The organism is Actinophytocola sp. KF-1, assembly GCF_054661535.1.
Genome location: NZ_BAAFVK010000003.1, coordinates 656,898 through 672,970, shown reverse-complemented (window position 1 = coordinate 672,970; position 16,073 = coordinate 656,898). Strand labels below are relative to the sequence as shown.

General features: G+C 74.6%; 17 protein-coding genes. 14 read left to right on the top strand and 3 right to left on the bottom strand.

Annotated elements, in window-relative coordinates; translation table 11 throughout:
• The first annotated feature begins 46 nt into the window (after window positions 1–46).
• From ACYQ77_RS12810 to ACYQ77_RS12795, 4 genes are read left to right on the top strand one after another with little or no spacing between them, the layout of a single operon-like run.
• A complete protein-coding gene (locus ACYQ77_RS12810) occupies window positions 47–775 on the top strand; it encodes an SDR family NAD(P)-dependent oxidoreductase (RefSeq protein ID WP_459710654.1) in 729 nt (242 codons plus the stop codon).
• Window positions 772–1,545: an SDR family NAD(P)-dependent oxidoreductase gene (locus tag ACYQ77_RS12805; RefSeq protein WP_459710652.1), complete on the top strand. Its 774-nt coding sequence runs from the start codon at window positions 772–774 to the stop codon at window positions 1,543–1,545. The genes ACYQ77_RS12810 and ACYQ77_RS12805 overlap by 4 nt, the downstream gene beginning before the upstream one ends.
• 10 nt (window positions 1,546–1,555) lie before the next feature.
• Complete coding sequence (locus tag ACYQ77_RS12800) at window positions 1,556–2,446, top strand: hydroxymethylglutaryl-CoA lyase (RefSeq protein WP_459710650.1); 891 nt, start codon at window positions 1,556–1,558, stop codon at window positions 2,444–2,446.
• Window positions 2,443–3,222 (top strand): LLM class flavin-dependent oxidoreductase, encoded by a 780-nt coding sequence (locus ACYQ77_RS12795; RefSeq protein WP_459710648.1) that lies wholly within the window; start codon window positions 2,443–2,445, stop codon window positions 3,220–3,222. The genes ACYQ77_RS12800 and ACYQ77_RS12795 overlap by 4 nt, the downstream gene beginning before the upstream one ends.
• Here ACYQ77_RS12795 and ACYQ77_RS12790 read toward each other — a convergent pair.
• From ACYQ77_RS12790 to ACYQ77_RS12780, 3 genes are read right to left on the bottom strand one after another with little or no spacing between them, the layout of a single operon-like run.
• A complete protein-coding gene (locus ACYQ77_RS12790) occupies window positions 3,207–4,079 on the bottom strand; it encodes an aldo/keto reductase (RefSeq protein ID WP_459710646.1) in 873 nt (290 codons plus the stop codon). The genes ACYQ77_RS12795 and ACYQ77_RS12790 overlap by 16 nt on opposite strands.
• Window positions 4,076–4,585, bottom strand: coding sequence for a hypothetical protein (locus ACYQ77_RS12785; RefSeq protein ID WP_459710645.1), 510 nt, complete (start codon window positions 4,583–4,585; stop codon window positions 4,076–4,078). The genes ACYQ77_RS12790 and ACYQ77_RS12785 overlap by 4 nt, the downstream gene beginning before the upstream one ends.
• Before the next feature lie 8 nt (window positions 4,586–4,593).
• The gene (locus tag ACYQ77_RS12780) at window positions 4,594–5,361 is read right to left on the bottom strand and encodes an enoyl-CoA hydratase-related protein (protein ID WP_459710643.1); all 768 of its coding nucleotides are present in this window, start codon (window positions 5,359–5,361) and stop codon (window positions 4,594–4,596) included.
• A gap of 96 nt (window positions 5,362–5,457) precedes the next feature.
• Between ACYQ77_RS12780 and ACYQ77_RS12775 the strand changes: the two genes are divergently transcribed.
• The 10 genes from ACYQ77_RS12775 (at window position 5,458) to ACYQ77_RS12730 (ending at window position 15,605) form a co-directional block, all read left to right on the top strand.
• Entirely contained in the window at window positions 5,458–6,615 is a 1,158-nt protein-coding gene (locus tag ACYQ77_RS12775; protein WP_459710642.1) for an acyl-CoA dehydrogenase family protein, read from the top strand.
• Complete coding sequence (locus tag ACYQ77_RS12770; protein ID WP_459710640.1) at window positions 6,612–6,956, top strand: Rossmann fold domain-containing protein; 345 nt, start codon at window positions 6,612–6,614, stop codon at window positions 6,954–6,956. Before ACYQ77_RS12775 ends, ACYQ77_RS12770 begins: the two co-directional genes overlap by 4 nt.
• A gap of 2 nt (window positions 6,957–6,958) precedes the next feature.
• Entirely contained in the window at window positions 6,959–8,293 is a 1,335-nt protein-coding gene (locus ACYQ77_RS12765; protein WP_459710638.1) for a phenylacetate--CoA ligase family protein, read from the top strand.
• The gene (locus ACYQ77_RS12760) at window positions 8,283–9,461 is read left to right on the top strand and encodes a thiolase family protein (protein ID WP_459710636.1); all 1,179 of its coding nucleotides are present in this window, start codon (window positions 8,283–8,285) and stop codon (window positions 9,459–9,461) included. The genes ACYQ77_RS12765 and ACYQ77_RS12760 overlap by 11 nt, the downstream gene beginning before the upstream one ends.
• The gene (locus ACYQ77_RS12755) at window positions 9,461–10,897 is read left to right on the top strand and encodes a 3-hydroxyacyl-CoA dehydrogenase NAD-binding domain-containing protein (RefSeq protein ID WP_459710634.1); all 1,437 of its coding nucleotides are present in this window, start codon (window positions 9,461–9,463) and stop codon (window positions 10,895–10,897) included. Before ACYQ77_RS12760 ends, ACYQ77_RS12755 begins: the two co-directional genes overlap by 1 nt.
• Complete coding sequence (locus tag ACYQ77_RS12750) at window positions 10,894–11,619, top strand: CoA-transferase (RefSeq protein WP_459710632.1); 726 nt, start codon at window positions 10,894–10,896, stop codon at window positions 11,617–11,619. The genes ACYQ77_RS12755 and ACYQ77_RS12750 overlap by 4 nt, the downstream gene beginning before the upstream one ends.
• A gap of 175 nt (window positions 11,620–11,794) precedes the next feature.
• Window positions 11,795–12,502: a hypothetical protein gene (locus tag ACYQ77_RS12745; protein ID WP_459710630.1), complete on the top strand. Its 708-nt coding sequence runs from the start codon at window positions 11,795–11,797 to the stop codon at window positions 12,500–12,502.
• Window positions 12,495–14,453, top strand: coding sequence for an acyl-CoA dehydrogenase family protein (locus ACYQ77_RS12740; RefSeq protein WP_459710629.1), 1,959 nt, complete (start codon window positions 12,495–12,497; stop codon window positions 14,451–14,453). Before ACYQ77_RS12745 ends, ACYQ77_RS12740 begins: the two co-directional genes overlap by 8 nt.
• A 2-nt stretch (window positions 14,454–14,455) precedes the next feature.
• The gene (locus tag ACYQ77_RS12735; RefSeq protein ID WP_459710627.1) at window positions 14,456–15,178 is read left to right on the top strand and encodes an enoyl-CoA hydratase; all 723 of its coding nucleotides are present in this window, start codon (window positions 14,456–14,458) and stop codon (window positions 15,176–15,178) included.
• Between the two features lie 124 nt (window positions 15,179–15,302).
• Window positions 15,303–15,605 carry a DUF1540 domain-containing protein gene (locus ACYQ77_RS12730; RefSeq protein WP_459710626.1) on the top strand — a complete coding sequence of 101 codons (303 nt, stop codon included), beginning with the start codon at window positions 15,303–15,305 and terminating at the stop codon, window positions 15,603–15,605.
• The last annotated feature ends 468 nt before the right edge of the window (window positions 15,606–16,073 follow it).

Here is a 16,073-nt window from a genome sequence, read left to right as displayed (position 1 = left end):
CCCGGACGCAGCCACGCCCCGCGCGTCGCGCGGGGGCGGTGGGGTGGTGCCGGAGGTGAGCCGGGTCGCGTTCGTGACCGGTGGTGGGCGGGGGATCGGTGCCGCCACCGCGCGGCGGATCGCCAGGGCGGGTGTCGCCGTCGTGGTCGCGGACCGGGACCTCGACGCCGCGCGGGCCGTGGCGTCCGAGTTCGACGGGCTCGCCGTGCGCGTGGACGTCGCCCGGCCTGACGAGGTCACGGCGGCCGTCGAGCAGGCCGTCGCCTGGGGTGGCGGGCTGCACCTCGCGTACAACAACGCCGGGATCACCGGCGTGTGGGCCGACCTGGCCGACTACCCCGACGACGTGTTCTGGCGCGTGCAGCGGGTCAACGTCGGCGGGGTCCTGTCGTGCATGCGCGCCCAGCTCCCGCACCTGCTCGCCGCCGGCGGCGGCGCGATCGTCAACGCCGCGTCCGGGGCCGGGGTGCGCGGGGTGGCGCGGTCGAGCGCGTACGTCGCCAGCAAGCACGCCATCGTGGGGCTGACCAGGACCGCCGCGGTCGAGTACGCGTCCAGGGGCGTCCGCGTGAACGCCGTCGCGCCGGGTCTCGTCCGCACCGGGCTGGTCGACGGCCTCGACGACTTCGCCGCCGCCCACCCCGTCGGGCGGGCCGCCGAACCCGAGGAGGTGGCCGAGGCCGTGTGGTGGCTGCTCGACGGCGCCCCGTTCGTGACCGGCGTGGTCCTGCCGGTCGACGGCGGGTTGCTCGCACCCGTGCCGGGGTTGTCGTGACCGCCCCGCGGCCGGACGACTGCCGGGTGTTGCCCGGGAACGCCCTGGCCGGGAAGACCGCGCTCGTCACCGGCGCCGGGTCCGGCATCGGGCGGGCGGTCGCCCTGCGGCTCGTCGAGCTGGGCGCGTCGGTCGCCGGGGTCGGGCGGCGGGCCGGCGCGCTCGCCGGGACCGCCGAGCTGGCGGGGGAGCGGTTCCGGTACACCCCGCTGGACATCCGCGACCGGGACGCCGCCGCCGCGTTCGTCACCGGGCTGGGACCGCTGGACCTGCTGGTCAACAACGCGGGCGGCCAGTTCGTCGCCCCTGCCGCCGACATCTCCCGGCGCGGGTTCGCCGCCGTCGCCGACCTCAACCTCACCGCGCTCGCGTCGCTGCTGCGGGCGGCGCGGCCCGGCCTCGCGGGTGGCCGGGTCGTGAACCTGTCCCTGTCCGCGCCGGACCGCGGTATCGCGGGCCTCGCGCACTCCGCCGCCGCCCGCGCCGGGGTCGCGGCGCTGACCCGGTCGCTCGCCCGGCAGTGGCGGGACGTCCGCCTGTTCTGCCTCGCGCCCGGCACGGTGCTCACCGCCGGCGTCGGCGACGAACTGCCACCGGACGTCCTGGCGCGGATCGTCGCGACCACGCCGCTCGGCCGGGACACGGCGCTCGCCGAGGTCGCCGAGTGGGTGGCCGCGCTCGGGTCCGGGGTGGCCGACGCCGTGAGCGGCGCGCTGATCGAACTGGACGGGGGATCCGGGCTCGTCTCGGCCGCGTCCCTCACCGGATAGGAGGCGCCGCGTGGAGCGCGTCGAGATCGTCGAGGTGTCACCGCGGGACGGGCTGCAGAACGAGGCCACCACCTTGTCCACAGCGGACAAGCTGGAGCTGGTCGACCGGGCCGCGCGGACCGGCGTGCGGCGGATCGAGGTGACGTCGTTCGTCCGTCCCGACCGGGTGCCGCAGCTGGCCGACGCCGCCGAGGTCGCGACGGCGTTGCCGGCCGGCGGTGTCGCCTACAGCGCGCTCGTGCTCAACGTCCGCGGCTACGAACGCGCGGTCGCCTGCGGCATCCGCGAGGTGACGACGGTCGTGCTCGCCGGCGACACGTTCAGCCGGAGGAACCAGGGCATGGGCACCCTCGACGCCCTCGACGTGGTGCGGGAGATCCGCGGCCGGGGCCGCGTCGACGGGGTGCGGGTGGCCGTCACGATCGGCGCCGCGTTCGGGTGCCCGTTCGAGGGCGAGGTCGCCGAGGACCGGTTCACGTCGGTGGCCGCCGCGGTCGCCGACATCGACGCCGACGAGGTGTGCCTCGCCGACACCATCGGCGTGGCGGTGCCGTCCGATGTGGAGACCCGGTTCGGGATCCTGCGCGAGCTGTCGCCGACGGTGCCGATGCGCATCCACCTGCACGACACCCGCGGCACCGGCGTGGCGAACGCGGTGGCGGCCGTGCGCAGCGGGGTGCGGGCGCTGGACGCGTCGCTCGGCGGCATCGGCGGGTGCCCGTTCGCGCCGGGCGCGTCGGGCAACGTCGCCACGGAGGACGTGGTCTACACGTTGCACCGCATGGGTTACGACACCGGCCTGGACCTCGACGAGACCATCGCGCACGCCCGCTGGGTGACCGGGAAGCTGGGTGTGCCCGTGCCGGGCCGGGTCGCGAAGGTGGGTGGCTTCCCACGATGATCCACGCACTGCTCATCCCCGGCGTGAGCTGGCGGGAGCTGCTCGTCCACGCGCGGCGCCTGGAGGACATGGGCGTCGCCGCGGTGTGGGTGGACGACCACCTGCTCAACCCCGCGCGCCCGGAGCAGCCGTGGCTGGACGCGTGGAGCGTGCTGCCCGCACTCGCGGCGGCGACGTCCCGGGTCCGGCTGGGTTCGCTGGTGGCCAACGGGGTTCTGCGGCCGCCCGCGGTACTGGCGCGGCACGCGCTGTCGGTGGACCACATCTCGGGTGGGCGCCTCGAACTCGGCCTGGGCGCGGGGTACGCGGCGGCCGACCGCGCGGCCGGCCGGGAGGTGCCGTTCGCGGAGGTGGTGTCGACGGTGTCGGCGGCACTGCGCGGAGACCCGGTCCTGACGTCCTTCCCCGCACTGGCACCCGTCAGCCGCATCCCGCTGACGATCGCCGCACACGGTCGGAGGTCGCTGCGGCTGGCGGCGGAGTACGCGGACCGCTGGGTCTCCTACGGGGGTTTCGGCCTGAGCGAGGCCGACCACCTGGCGGTGACGAGGCGCCGCGCCGAAGCGCTGGGCGACCGCCCGATCAGGAAGATGCTGCTGGCGGGGAGCCCGGCGGTCACCGAGCAGCCGATCTGGCGTTCGGTGGCCGCGGTGGCGGACTTCACCGGCCGCTACCGCGAGGCGGGCATCGACGAGTTCGCGTTCTACTACCCGCCCGGTCCGATGTGGCACGACGAGAAGGCGGACCGGGTCTTCGAGGCCTATGTGACGAGCTGATCCAGCGCCGTCCACAGTGTCTCCGGGACCGGTTCCCGGAGCAACGCGAGGTTCTCCCGCACCTCGGCCGCCGAGCGCATGCCCGCGACCACCCCGCTCACCGCCGGATGCCGCAGGGGGAACCCCAGCGCCGCCTGTGGCAGCCGCACCCCGTGTGCCTCGCACATCGCCGTCATCACCCGTACCCGCGCCAGCACCTCGGCGGGTGCGTCCCGGTAGAGGTACCTCCCGCCCGGATCGGCCAGCAAGCCCGAGTCGAACGGGGCCGCCGCCAGCGCCGTCACGCCCGCCGCGCCGCAGGCGTCCAGCAGCCCGGCCGCGTCCCGGCGGGTGAGGCTCCACCGGTTCGCGATCATCACCACGTCCACCACCCCCAGCAGCGCCCGCGCCGTCGCCACCGACGTCGTGCCCACCCCCACCGCGCCCACCTCCGGCAGTTCCCGCAGCGCGGGGACCGTCTCCGCCAGCGCCACCTCCAGGTGGTCGTCCGGGTCGTGGACGTACACCGTGTCGAGGCGGTCCAGCCCCAGGCGGTCGAGGCTCTCGGCCACCCCCCGCCGCACGGCCGTCGCGGTGAAGTCGAACAAGGGCTCCCGTCGCACCGACGCCGTGCCGTACGGATCCGCGAGAGCCATCCGCACGCGGCCCACCTTCGTCGACACGCGCACCGACTCCCGCGGCCACCTCCGCAGCGCCTCGCCGAGCAGGCGTTCGCCCGCGCCGTCCCCATAGCTGGGCGCCGTGTCGAAGTCGCGGACGCCGCCCGCCCACGCCGCACTGAGCGCGGCCAGCGACTCGGCCCGCCCGGCGTCGCCCCGTGCGCCGATCGGCCCGCACCCGAACACCAGCGCGCTCATGCGAGCAACTCGCGGTCGTAGTCCCGCGCCTGCGCGGGTGTGGACCGCCCGGCGAACCACAACGACCGCGCCAGCAGCGCGGCCGACGGCTCCGCCAGCCGCCTGACCGCCGCCGACGGGTCGCCGAACCGGGCCAACCCGGACGCGCGCAACGTGTGGGCGTTCACCGACTCCGCGAACAACAGGCCCCGTGCCCGTGCACCGCCCAGCGCGGCCGGCAGGGACGACGTGAGGCCGAGCGCGAGCACGGTCGCGGCGTCCACGTCCACCACCACGTCGTCGGTCACGAACCCGAGCGTCACCGTCGCGAGCACGGCCAGCGCGCTCGCGTCGCACCGTCCACTCACGACCGCCGCGGTCGGGAGCGCCGCCGATTCCAGCCGGCGCAGGAACGCCACGACCTCCGGTGAGCAGCGCAGCCCGGCCGCCGTCACCAGCACTGGCGTGCCGGCACGCGCCGCGGCCCGCAACTCCGCCTCGGAAGGGGAGATCCGTGCGATGTCCATGCCGCTCCTCACTGCCCGGTGAACCGCGGCGCCCGCTCCTCCAGCAGCGCCGTGATCCCCTCGACGTGGTCCTCACTCGTCAGCATCAGCAGCAACTGCTGCCGCTCGTACTCCAGCGCCGCCGACAACGGCACCTCCTCCGCCCGCCGCACGGCCGCCTTCGCCGCCGTCACGGCCAGCGGTCCGTTCGCCGCGACCTCCGACGCCACCGCGACCGCCGCGGGCACCAGCCGTTCCGCGGGCACGATCCGGTGCACCAGGCCGAGGTCCCGTGCCTCGAACGCGTCCACCGTCCGTCCTGTGAGGACAACGCCGGCCGCGGCGTACCGCCCGGCCACCCGCGCCCACCGCTGCGTGCCGCCGGCGCCGGGCACCAGCCCCAGCTTCACCTCCGGCTGTCCGAACACCGCGGTGTCGGCCGCCACCACGAGGTCCGCCGCCAGCGCCAGCTCGCAGCCGCCGCCCAGCGCGACCCCGGCGACCGCCGCGACCAGCACCGTCTCCACCGCGCCGATCCGCCGCCAGCACGCGCCGCGCGCCGACCCCGCGTACTCGACCGGCGCGACGTCCCGCAACAGCCGCACGTCCGCGCCCGACGCGAACAACGTGCCGCCGCCGGTCACGACGATCGCGCGCACAGCGGGATCGGCGTCCAGGTCGTCGAGCGCGCCGGCCAGCTCGACCAGCAGGTCGGTCGACAGCGCGTTGCGGTTCTCCGGCGAGTCCAGCGTGACGACCGCGACCGGATCGTCCGTGCTGACGGTGACCTTGCCCATGCTCGGCAGCCCCTTGACTTCATAGGTCCCCTGTGTACCGTTGTCAGCATCTACGTCGACGTTGATTTTGGCAAGGATTGGCAAGGAGGCGCGGCCGTGACGGTGCTCTGGGAACCGACGTTGGACGCCGACGCCACGAGGTGGCGGGACCTGGCGCGCAAGGTCGCGACGGAACGGTTCGCGCCGCTGGCCGAGGAGCTCGACCGCGCGCAGCGGTACCCGTTCGAGCACGTCGAGACGTTCGTCGAAACCGGACTGTCGGGCATGCTCGTGCCCGCCGAGTACGGCGGCGCGGGCCTGTCGATGACCGCGATCGCCGCCGTGGTCGAGGAAGTCTCCGCCGCGTGCGCGTCGACCGGCGCCATCCTCGCCGCGCACGCGCTGGGTGCGGTGCCGGTCCGCCTCGCGGGCACCGACGACCAGAAGCGTGACCTGCTCGGCCCGCTGCGTGCGGGCGAGGCGATCAGCTTCGCGCTCACCGAGGAGGGCGCGGGCAGCGACGCGGCCGCCATCCGCACCCGCGCGGAACCCGACGGCGACGGGTGGCGGCTCACCGGCGAGAAGATCTACATCGGCAACGGCGGCGTCTCGACCCGGTACGTGGTGTTCGCGAAGACCGACCCCGGCGCGGGTGCGCGCGGCATCACCGCGTTCGTCGTGCCCGCAGGCGCGCCCGGGGTGACGATCGACCGCATCGAGGACAAGATGGGCATCCGCGGCACCCGCACCAGCAACCTCAAGCTGGACGGCGTGCGCGTCACGGCGGGCGACGTGCTCGGTCAGGTCGGCCGCGGCCTGAAACTGGCGTTGCGGACGCTCGACCTCGGCCGTGTGAGCGTTGCGGCGCAAGGACTCGGCATCGCGTACGCCGCGTACCGGCTCGCCGCGCGGGAAGCCGCGCGCAGGCACACGTTCGGCAAGCCCGTCATCGAGAACCAGGGCATCGGGTTCCGGCTCGCCGATCTCGCCGTCGACCTGTCCGCCGCGCGCATGCTGACCTACGAGGCGGCGAAGGCGTACGACACCGGCCAGCCGGTGTCACTGCCGGGGGCGATGGCGAAGCTGCACACGAGCGAGGTCGCGCACCGGGCCGTCGACCTCGCGGTCCAGGTGTACGGCGGTGACGGTTTCTGCAAGCCGTGCCCGGCCGAACGGCTCTACCGCGACCAGCGCGTGCTGGAGATCTACGAGGGCTCGTCGGAGATCCAGCGCCTGGTGCTGTCGCGTGCGATCGCCGCGGAGGCCGTGGCGTGAGCCAGCGGGTCGTCGAGGTCACGGGCGAGTTCGGGCTCGCGGAGACCGCGTCCGGCGCGGTCGCCGCGGCGCTCGCCGACGCGTTCGTCGCCGCCAGGGACGCGGTCGTGGCCGCCGCGCCCGGCGACGGCGTGCTCCTCCGGTGCACCACAGTGGACAGTCCGGCGCTCACCGGCGCGGTGACGTCCCTGTGCCGCAGTCTCGCCCGCGAGGCCGCGCCCCGCGGCGTCCGCGTCAACGCGATCATCGCGACCCCGCACGCGGACACCGCCGCGCTGGTCGCGTTCCTCGGCGGCCCCGCGGGCACCATGTGCACCGGCAACGTGCTCGAGGCGGTCTGACCATGGCGACGCGGCACACCCTGCACGACTGCGAGACGTGGCCGCGGGAACGGCTCCGCGACCACCAACTGGAGCGGCTGCGCGCCCAGCTCACCCGCCTCCACGAGACCAGCCGCCACTACCGCCGCCAGTGGGACGACCTCGGCTGGCACCCCGCCGACCTGACCGGCCTCGACGACCTCGCCGCGCTCCCGTTCACCGACAAGGCCGGCTACCAGCGGTCCATCGACGAGCACCCGCCCTACGGCGACTTCCTCGCGGTAGGGCGGGAAGACCTCGCGCGGCTGCACTTCTCGTCCGGCACCACCGGCGTGCCCACCCCGGTCGGCTGGACCCGCCGGGACCTCGACCGCTGGGCCGACCTGTACGCCCGCGCCGCATACAGCCAGGGCGTGCGGCCCGGCGACGTGTACCAGTGCCTGTTCTCGTTCGCGTGGTTCGTCGGCGGGCTCGGCGGCACCCTCGGCTACACGCGGCTCGGCGCGACCGTCATCCCCGGCGGTTCCGGCGACACCGAACGGCAGATCGAGACGATCTTCCGCTACGGCACCACGGCCGTCGGCGGCACGCCGTCGTTCCTGCTGCACCTCGCCGACCGCGCCCGCGGCCTCGGCAGGCCCCTCGCCGAGTCCGCGGTCCGGCACGTGATGGTCGGCGGCGAACCGGGTGGCCAGGTCCCCGCCACCCGCGCGCTGATCGAACGCGAGTGGGGTGCCCGCTGCCACGACGGCTACGGCTGCCTCGAGTTCCAGCCGACCGCGTGGGAGTGCGCCGCGCAGGCCGGCGGGCACCTGGCGGAGGACTTCGCGTACGCCGAGGTGGTCGACCCGGTCACCCGCGCGCCCGTGCCCGACGGCGAACCGGGCGTCCTCGTGCTCACGCACCTCGACAAGGAGGCCTGCCCGCTGGTGCGGTGGTGGACCGGGGACGTCGTGGTCCGCGACAGCGCCCGGTGCGACTGCGGCCGCACCCACGCGCGGCTCGTCGGCGGTGTCCGCGGGCGCGCCGACGACATGCTGGTGGTGCGTGGCGTGAACGTGTTTCCGTCGGCGGTCGAGAACGTCGTCCGCCACACCGTCGGCGACCTCGCGGAGTTCCGCGTCGTCCTCGACCCCGCGCTCGCCGACCCCGTCACCGGTTACCCGACGGCGCTGCGCGTGCAGGTCGAAGCCGTCGAGGACCGCGAGCTGCGTGGCAGGCTCGCCGCCGCGCTCCGCACGGAGCTGCAGGTGCGGGCCGTGATCGACATCGTCGCGCCGGGCGCGCTGCCCCGCACGACCCACAAGGCGCGGCGGGTGGTCCGCGCGGAACACTCGGAGGTGCACCGTGTCCCGTGACGTGCTGTTGCTCGGCGCCGTCCGCACGCCCAACGGGCGGTACGGCGGTTCCCTGCGTGACACCCCGGTGGTCGAGCTGGCGACACTCGCCGCCCGCGAGGCGGTGGCGCGGGCGGGCATCGGGCCGGAGCTGGTCGAGGAGGTCGTGCTCGCCAACTGCAGGCAGGCGGGCAACGGGCCCAACCCCGGCCGCCAGGTCGCGCTGCGGGCCGGGTTCCCCGAGACCGCACCGTCCCAGACCATCAACATGGCCTGCGCGTCCGGGCTCAAGGCCGTGCAGCTGGCGTGGCGGTCGATCGCGTCCGGCGAAGCCGACATCGCGGTCGCGGTGGCGGCCGAGTCGATGAGCACGATGCCCTACCTCGCGCCGGGCGCGCTGCGGTGGGGCGGGGTGAAGCGCGGCGACATCGTGCTCGCCGACGGCTGGCGCGACGGTGGCACCGACCCCGTGTGCGGGCTGAACATGGGGCAGACCGCGGAGAACATCGCGGCCCGGTACGGGGTGTCGCGCGCGGACCAGGACGCGTGGGCACTGCGCTGCCACCAGCGGGTCGCCGCCGCGTGGGCGCACGGGTACTTCGCGGACCAGGTCGTCGACGTGCCGCTGCCGGACGGCGACGTGCTCGACCGCGACGAGGGTTTCCGCACCGACACCACCGCCGAGCGCCTCGCCCGGCTCACGCCGTCCTTCGCCGACGGCGGCACCGTGACCGCGGGCAACGCGAGCCAGATGGCCGACGGCGCCGCGGCCGTGGTGCTGGCCAGTGCGGACGCGGTCGCCGCGCACGGCCTCACCCCGCAGGGCAGGATGCGGTCGTTCAGCGCGGTCGGCGTCGACCCGACGGTCATGGGCATCGGGCCGACCGCCGCGATCCCGAGGGCGCTCGACCGGGCCGGGGTGTCCACATCGGACCTCGACCTGGTCGAGATCAACGAGGCGTTCGCCGCGCAGGTCGTGCAGAACGTCCGCGAGCTGAAACTCGACGAGGAGCGCGTCAACGTCAACGGCGGCGGCATCGCGCTCGGGCACCCGACCGGGCAGAGCGGCTGCCGCCTCGTCGTCGCGTTGCTGCACGAACTGGCCCGCCGCGACGCCGCGCTGGGTGTCGCGAGCCTGTGCGTCGGCGGCGGCCAGGGTGTCGCCGCGGTGATCGAGCGGGTGGCGTGATGCGGGTCGTGGTGGCCGGGCTCGGCCCGATGGGACGCGGGATCGCACGGGTGTTCGCGGAGACGGGCGCGACCGTGACCGTGGTGGACGCCGACCCGGAGGCGACCGCCCGCGGGCACGCGCTGATGCTGGCGGACGGCCCGGTCGAGGTGACCACGGCGGCGAGCGTCGCCGAGGCCGTGCGGGACGCGGACCTGTTCGTCGAGGCGATCGTGGAACGCATGGACGCCAAGCGATCCCTGCTCGACGAGGTGCGGTCGGCCGGCAACGAGAAGCTCGTCGTCGCGTCCAACACGTCGTCGCTGTCGATCGGCGAGCTCGGGGTGGCGTACGGCGACCCGGCGCGGGTCGTCGGCATGCACTTCTTCAACCCGCCCGTGAAGATGCGGCTCGTCGAGATCATCCGCGGCGCCCGCACCGACCCGGAGGTGGTGGCGCGGGCGCGCGAGTGGGTCGCCGCGCTCGGGAAGACGGCCGTGCTGTGCGCTGACTCGCCGAACTTCATCGTGAACCGGGTCTGCCGCCCGCTGTACTACGAGTCGCAGCTCCTCGTCACCCAAGGCGTGGCCGCGCCGGTGGTCGACGCGGCCGTGCGCGGTGCGCTCGGGCACCGCATGGGTCCGTTGGAACTGCTGGACTTCACCGGACTGCACACGCACCTCGGCTCGTCGGAGACCGCGTTGCGCGAGTTCGGCGACCCCCGGTACCGGCCGATCCCGCTGACCCGGCAACTGGTGCGGGCGGGCACGACCGGCCGGGCGGCGGGCCGCGGCTACTACGACTACGCCGAGGGTAAACCGAAGGCGGCGCAGGCGGAGGTCACCCGGCAGCCGTCGCCGTCGTCCTCGCGGGTGCGGATCACCGGGCCCGGCGCGCCGCAGCTCCCGCTGCCGTCCGACGGGGACGGTGACATCGTGGTGTACCGGACGTCGACGTGCGCGGACGCCGACGTGGCGGTGGTGACGTCGCTGGCGAGGCACGGCCGGGTCGTCGTGGACTCCTCGCACGGTGGCTGGGTGTCCGTGCTGCCGGACGGCGTCGGCTGGGTGCGGCTGCACCGGGTCGAGGACGGGTTCTTCGCCGAGGTGGTGACCGACGAGGTCGCGAGGATCGCGCCGGCGTTCGACGTCGCGGACGCGCTCGGCGCCGCGTCGGTGCCCGTGCTCGCGTTGCCGGGGCTCGTGGTCGACCGGCTGGCGCACACGATGGTCAACGAGGCGGTCACGCTCGTCGAGGAAGGCACCGCCGACGCCGCCGACGTGGACCTCGCGCTGCGGCTCGGCATGAACCACCCGGTCGGCCCGTGGGAGTACCTGGCGCAGACCGGCCCCGCCGAGGTGCTGGCGGGATTGCGGGGATTGCTGGCCCGGTTCGGCGATCCGCGGTACCGGCCCGCGCAGCTCCTGGTGCGGCAGGCCGCCGGGAGCCGCCGGTGACCGCGCTCGCCGACGCCGTCGCCACCGTGCGCCCCGGCGACACCGTGTGGCTCGGCAACTTCGGGACCCAGCTGTTCGCGGTGGGGGAGGAGCTGGTGCGGCAGGAGGTCCGCGGGCTCCACGTCGTCCTCGCGTCGGGCGGGTTGCTGCTGGACCGGCTGATCGGCGCCGGGGTGGTGGCCGAGGCGACGTTCGCGCACTGCTGGAACGCGGTCGGCCCCGCGCCCACCTGGCACTTCCGCCGCGCCTGGCAGGACGGGAGTGACATCCGGTGGCACGAGCTGCCGATGGGTGTGCTCGCCGCGGCACTCGGCGCCGCGGCCCAGGGCCTGCCGTTCGCGCCGGTCCACGTGCACCCCGGCACCGGCTACGCGACCGACGACTGGTCCGGCGGCATGCTGGCGCGGGTGAGCAGCCCGTTCGGGGAGGCGACCGTGGTCAGCGCGCTGCCGGTCGACGTGGCGTTCGTCCACGCCGACCGCGCCGACGCGGACGGCAACAGCGTGTTCAGCGCCCCACCCGGCGAGGCGATGGCGGCGGCCCAGGCGGCGAGCCGGGTGGTGGTGGTCGCGGAGGAACTCGGCCTGCCCGACGGCGTGCGCGCGGACCTGCCGGGCCTGCTCGTCGACACGGTCGTGCTGTCACCCGGCGCGGCCGCTCCCGACGGCGTACCGGGCCGGTACCCGAGGGACGTCGCCGCCTACACCGGGGGGATGGCGTGAACGGGGAGGTTGTGTCGTTCTTGGCGTTGGCGGCGAGGGATTTCCGGGGCTGGGTGTTCGGCTGGCTGGTGTGGGTGGTTGAGGTGGCCGAGTGCCTGGGTGATCGGCCGTTCCGGCGGTTGTTCGGGGCTTGGTTGGCGACGGAGGGTTGCGTGGCTTACGCCGGGGGGATGGCGTGAACGGGGAGGTCGTCTCGTTCCTTGCGTTGGCGGCGAGGGAGTTCCGGGGCTGGGTGTTCACCGGGTTCCACTGGCCGGTGCTGGCGGGTGAGGTGGCCGCGCGCCTGAACGACCGGAAGTTCCGCCAGCTGTTCGAGGCCGGGTTCGCCACCGAGGGCCCCGCCGCCGAGCTGCCGACCTCCACCACGGACTTCGCCGCGTTCGGGGACGCGGTCGTGTGGCGCGGGGACGTGCTCGGCACGCTCGTGCGCCGCGCCGACCTGGTGGTCCTGGACGCGGCGAACGTCGACCTGGCGGGCCGCGTCAACTCGACCGCGGTCGGCGACTACCGGGCGCCGCGGGTGCGGATGCCCGGCGGTGGTGGCGCGCCGGACGCCGCCGCGGCTGCCCGTGACCTGCTGCTGCTGTACGGCGGCGCGGACCCCGGGCGGATCGTCGCGCGGGTCGAGCACGTCACCGCCGCGCCCGGCGGGCCGGTGCGGCTGCGCACCCGCTGGGGGACCGTGCGGCTCGGTGCCGAGCCGCGGCTGCTCACGACGACGGGCGACGTGCTCGCGGACCGGCTGCGGGAGCTGGGCGTCGACACGTCCGGCGCGGTGCCGGAGGCGCCGCCGTCGGAGCGGGAGATGTCGGTGGCCGCCGAGGTGCTGACCGAGGCGGCGAAGCGGGGTTACGTGGTGGCGCGGGAGGCCGTGAATGGGTGACGAACTGGACGAGCTGCGCCGCACCGTCCGCGAACTGGTGGCGGAACACGACGTCCCGCCGCGCTGCGACGGGTGGATGCGCGGGCACGACGCCGCGTTCACCCGTGAGCTGGCGCGGCGCGGGCTGATCGGGATCACCTGGCCGGCGCCCTTCGGCGCCGGCCGGTCCAACCTGGCCCGGCTCGTCGTGACCGAGGAACTGCTGCGGGCAGGCGCACCCGTGGCCGCGCACTGGATCGCCGACCGCCAGATCGGCCCGGCCATCCTCCGCAACGGCTCGCCCGAACTGCGGGCGGCCGTCCTGCCGGGCATCGCCGCCGGTGAGGTGACGTTCTGCCTCGGCATGAGCGAGACCGAGTCCGGGTCGGACCTCGCGTCCGTGCGCACGAAGGCGGTGCGTGACGGCTCCGGGTGGCACATCAGCGGCAGCAAGATCTGGACCACCTACGCGCACCGCGCCACCCACGCGTACGTCCTGGCCCGCACCGACGACAGCGGCGGCAAGCACGAGGGCCTCACCGAGTTCGTCGTGGACATGAGCGCGCCGGGCGTGACGGTCCGCCCGATCCTCGACCTGTCCGGCGAGCACCACTTCAACGAGGTCCTGTTTGAGCACGTCCGGGCCGACCACGTGATCGGTGCCGAGGGCGCGGGCTGGCGGCAGGTGACCGAGCAGCTGTCGTTCGAACGCGGCGGCATGGAACGCGTGCTGTCCACGTACCCGCTGCTCGCGGCGCTGCTCGACCGGCCGCACGACCCCGCCGCGGTCGGCGTGGTCGTGGCGCGGCTGATGACGCTGCGGGAGCTGGCGTGCCGGGTGGCGGAGCGGATGGACGCCGGGCAGGCCCCGGCCGCGGCCGCCGCCGTGCTCAAGTACCTCGGCACCACGTTCGAACGCGACCTCGTCGACGTGGCCCGCACCGCGACCGGCGTCGTGCCGGAGCTGGGCGGGGACGGGCTCGCCGGGCTGCTCGCGCAGGCCCAGCTCGCCGCGCCCGGCTTCTCGATCCGCGGCGGCACCGACGAGATGCTGCTGACGATCGTGTCCCGCGAGGCGCCCCCACCGGACGTCGACGACGTGGGCCGCATGGCCGACGAGGTGCTGGGTTCGGCCGCCGACCCGTGGCCGACGATGGTCGACCTGGGCTGGACGACCGTCGGCGTCGACGAGGCCGACGGCGGCTCCGGCGGCACGTTCGCCGACCTCGCCGCCCTCGTCCGGGCGACCGGCCGGCACGCGCTGCCGCTCCCGCTGGCCGAGGTCGCCACCGGGTGCGCGGCGGTGGCGGCGGACCTCGTCGTCCGGGACGGCCGGGTCACGGCCACCGCGGACGTCGCGGGGGACATGCCGTCGGACGCGGTGCTGCTGCTCGGCGACTCGGCCGCCGCGCGGGTCGACCTGGCCGCCGACGGCGTGACCGCCCGGCCGTGGCGGGACGTCGCCGGGCGGCCACGCATGCGCGTGACCTGCGTCGACGTGCCGGCCGAGGAGGTGGCGGCGGAGGCGGCCGGGCTCACCGTGCTCCGGGTGCACGCGGCGCTCGGCGCGGTCGAGGCGGTGTGCCGGCTGACGCGTGAGCACGTCGCCGCCCGGGTCCAGTTCGGCCGGCCGCTCGCGCGCATGCAGGCCGTCGCGCACCGCATGGCGGAGATGGAGTGCGCGCGGGTGCTGCTGGAGGTCGCCGCGTCCGCCGCGCTCGACCGCACACCGTCGCGGGTCGCCGCGGCGGCCACGCTGCTGGAACCGGTGGCGACGACGGTCGCGCGGCTGGCCCACCAGCTGCACGGCGCCATGGGCATCACCCACGAGCATTCGTTGCACCGCTACACGACGTTGCTGTGGGCGCTCCGCGACGAGACCGGTCACCGGTGGGCGAGCCGCCTGCACGACCTCGTGGCCACCGACGAGGAGACGTTGTGGACGGCCGTGACCACCCGACCGGGAGCGTGACGATGTCCCTTGTGCTGCTGGAAGAACCGGCTCCCGGCGTGCGGCTGCTGCGGCTCGACGACCCCGGCAAGCGGAACGCGATCTCGCCCGCGCTGCAGGAGGCGCTGGTGTCGGCCGTCGACACGGTGGCGGCCGACGCGGACGCCCGGGCGCTGGTGGTGACGGGCAACGGCACGGCGTTCTGCGCGGGCGCCGACCTGGACGCGACGTTCGGCCCGCCCGGTCTGCCGGTACACGCGGTGCGGGACCGGTTGCGTGCCACGTACGAGAGCTTCCTGCGGGTCCGCCGCCTGCCGATCCCGACGATCGCGGCGGTGCAGGGCGCGGCCGTCGGCGCCGGTGCCAACCTGGCGCTGTGCTGTGACCTGCGGGTGGCGGGGCCGCGGGCGCGATTCGGGTTCACGTTCACCCGGTTGGGGCTGCACCCGGGTGGTGGGTGCACGCACTTCCTCGTGCGTGCGCTGGGCCCGCAACGCGCGATGGCGGTGCTGCTGGACGGTGCCACGCTGGACGCGCCGACGGCCGCCGCGGCCGGGTTGGTGCTGGAGGTTGTGGACGACCCGGTGGCCACGGCGGTGGCGACGGCGACCCGTTACGCGGCGCTGGACCCGGCCCTGGTCGCGGACATAAAACGAACGGTGGCGATCGCCGCGGGCGGCACTTTCGACGCGGTGCTCGATTTCGAGTCGTGGGCCCAGGCGTCCTCGGTCCGAAATCGTTCCTGACTTTTCTGTTCGGCACGTTTCCGCAGGCAGATAAGGTAAGGATGGCCTAACCCTTCGTGTTGCGGACGCATAAAAGTGGTGGCAACGTTTTATGCGCCGAACTGTTCCCGGAGGAGTTGCGAAGATGACCACCACGGAAATGCCCGCTGTGAGCGAGTGCACCGTCACCGCGTGTTCGTACAACGACCACCAGGGCTGCCACGCGTTCGCCATCACGGTGAGCGGCTCGAACGGCGCGGCGGACTGCGGCACCTTCATCCCGCTGTCCGCGAAGGGCGGCCTGCCGAAGATCGTGTCCCAGGTAGGCGCCTGCACGAGGGCCGACTGCGTCCACAACAAGAACCTGGAGTGCACCGCGTCCGCAGTCCGCGTAGGCCCGGGCGAGGGCGACCACGCGGCGAACTGCCTCACCTACACGACCCACTGACAAGCCCGGCGAAGCCGTTGCCACGAAGGGGTCCTTCCTCAGGTTGGGCGTGGGGAAGGACCCCTTCGTTCGGTATGGGCCCGGTTCCTCGGGTTCCGGGTGGTTGAGTGGGTCTTCCGCGAGGTCTGTCGGTGGCCACTCGGGTCGGTTGCGCTTCGCTTCTGATTGTTCGGCCCACTGCGGGGACGCTGTTGCGATGAAGGGCCCCTTCGTCCCGCTCGGGGTGGTGACGGGGCCCTTCCGCGCCGCCTGTCTGGGGCCACCCGGGTTGGTTGCGCTTCGCTTCTGATTGTTCGGTCCGCTGCGCGGGCCGCGGGGCGGATGCCGTTGTGATGAGGGGTCCTTCCTCAGGTTGGGCGTGGTGAAGGACCCCTTCGTTCGGTAAGGGTCTGTTCCTCGGGTTCCGCGTGGTTGAGTGGGTCTTCCGCGCGGTCTGCCCGGAGTCACCCGGGTCGGTTGCGCTTCGCT

What these genes read in the sequence shown, in the direction of transcription:
- ACYQ77_RS12795 (WP_459710648.1), top strand. Translation starts at nt 2,443, where the DNA reads ATGATCCACGCACTGCTCATCCCCGGCGTGAGCTGGCGGGAGCTGCTC.
- ACYQ77_RS12790 (WP_459710646.1), bottom strand. Translation starts at nt 4,079, where the DNA reads ATGAGCGCGCTGGTGTTCGGGTGCGGGCCGATCGGCGCACGGGGCGAC.
- ACYQ77_RS12785 (WP_459710645.1), bottom strand. Translation starts at nt 4,585, where the DNA reads ATGGACATCGCACGGATCTCCCCTTCCGAGGCGGAGTTGCGGGCCGCG.
- ACYQ77_RS12780 (WP_459710643.1), bottom strand. Translation starts at nt 5,361, where the DNA reads ATGGGCAAGGTCACCGTCAGCACGGACGATCCGGTCGCGGTCGTCACG.
- ACYQ77_RS12765 (WP_459710638.1), top strand. Translation starts at nt 6,959, where the DNA reads ATGGCGACGCGGCACACCCTGCACGACTGCGAGACGTGGCCGCGGGAA.
- ACYQ77_RS12755 (WP_459710634.1), top strand. Translation starts at nt 9,461, where the DNA reads ATGCGGGTCGTGGTGGCCGGGCTCGGCCCGATGGGACGCGGGATCGCA.
- ACYQ77_RS12740 (WP_459710629.1), top strand. Translation starts at nt 12,495, where the DNA reads ATGGGTGACGAACTGGACGAGCTGCGCCGCACCGTCCGCGAACTGGTG.
- ACYQ77_RS12735 (WP_459710627.1), top strand. Translation starts at nt 14,456, where the DNA reads ATGTCCCTTGTGCTGCTGGAAGAACCGGCTCCCGGCGTGCGGCTGCTG.
- ACYQ77_RS12730 (WP_459710626.1), top strand. Translation starts at nt 15,303, where the DNA reads ATGACCACCACGGAAATGCCCGCTGTGAGCGAGTGCACCGTCACCGCG.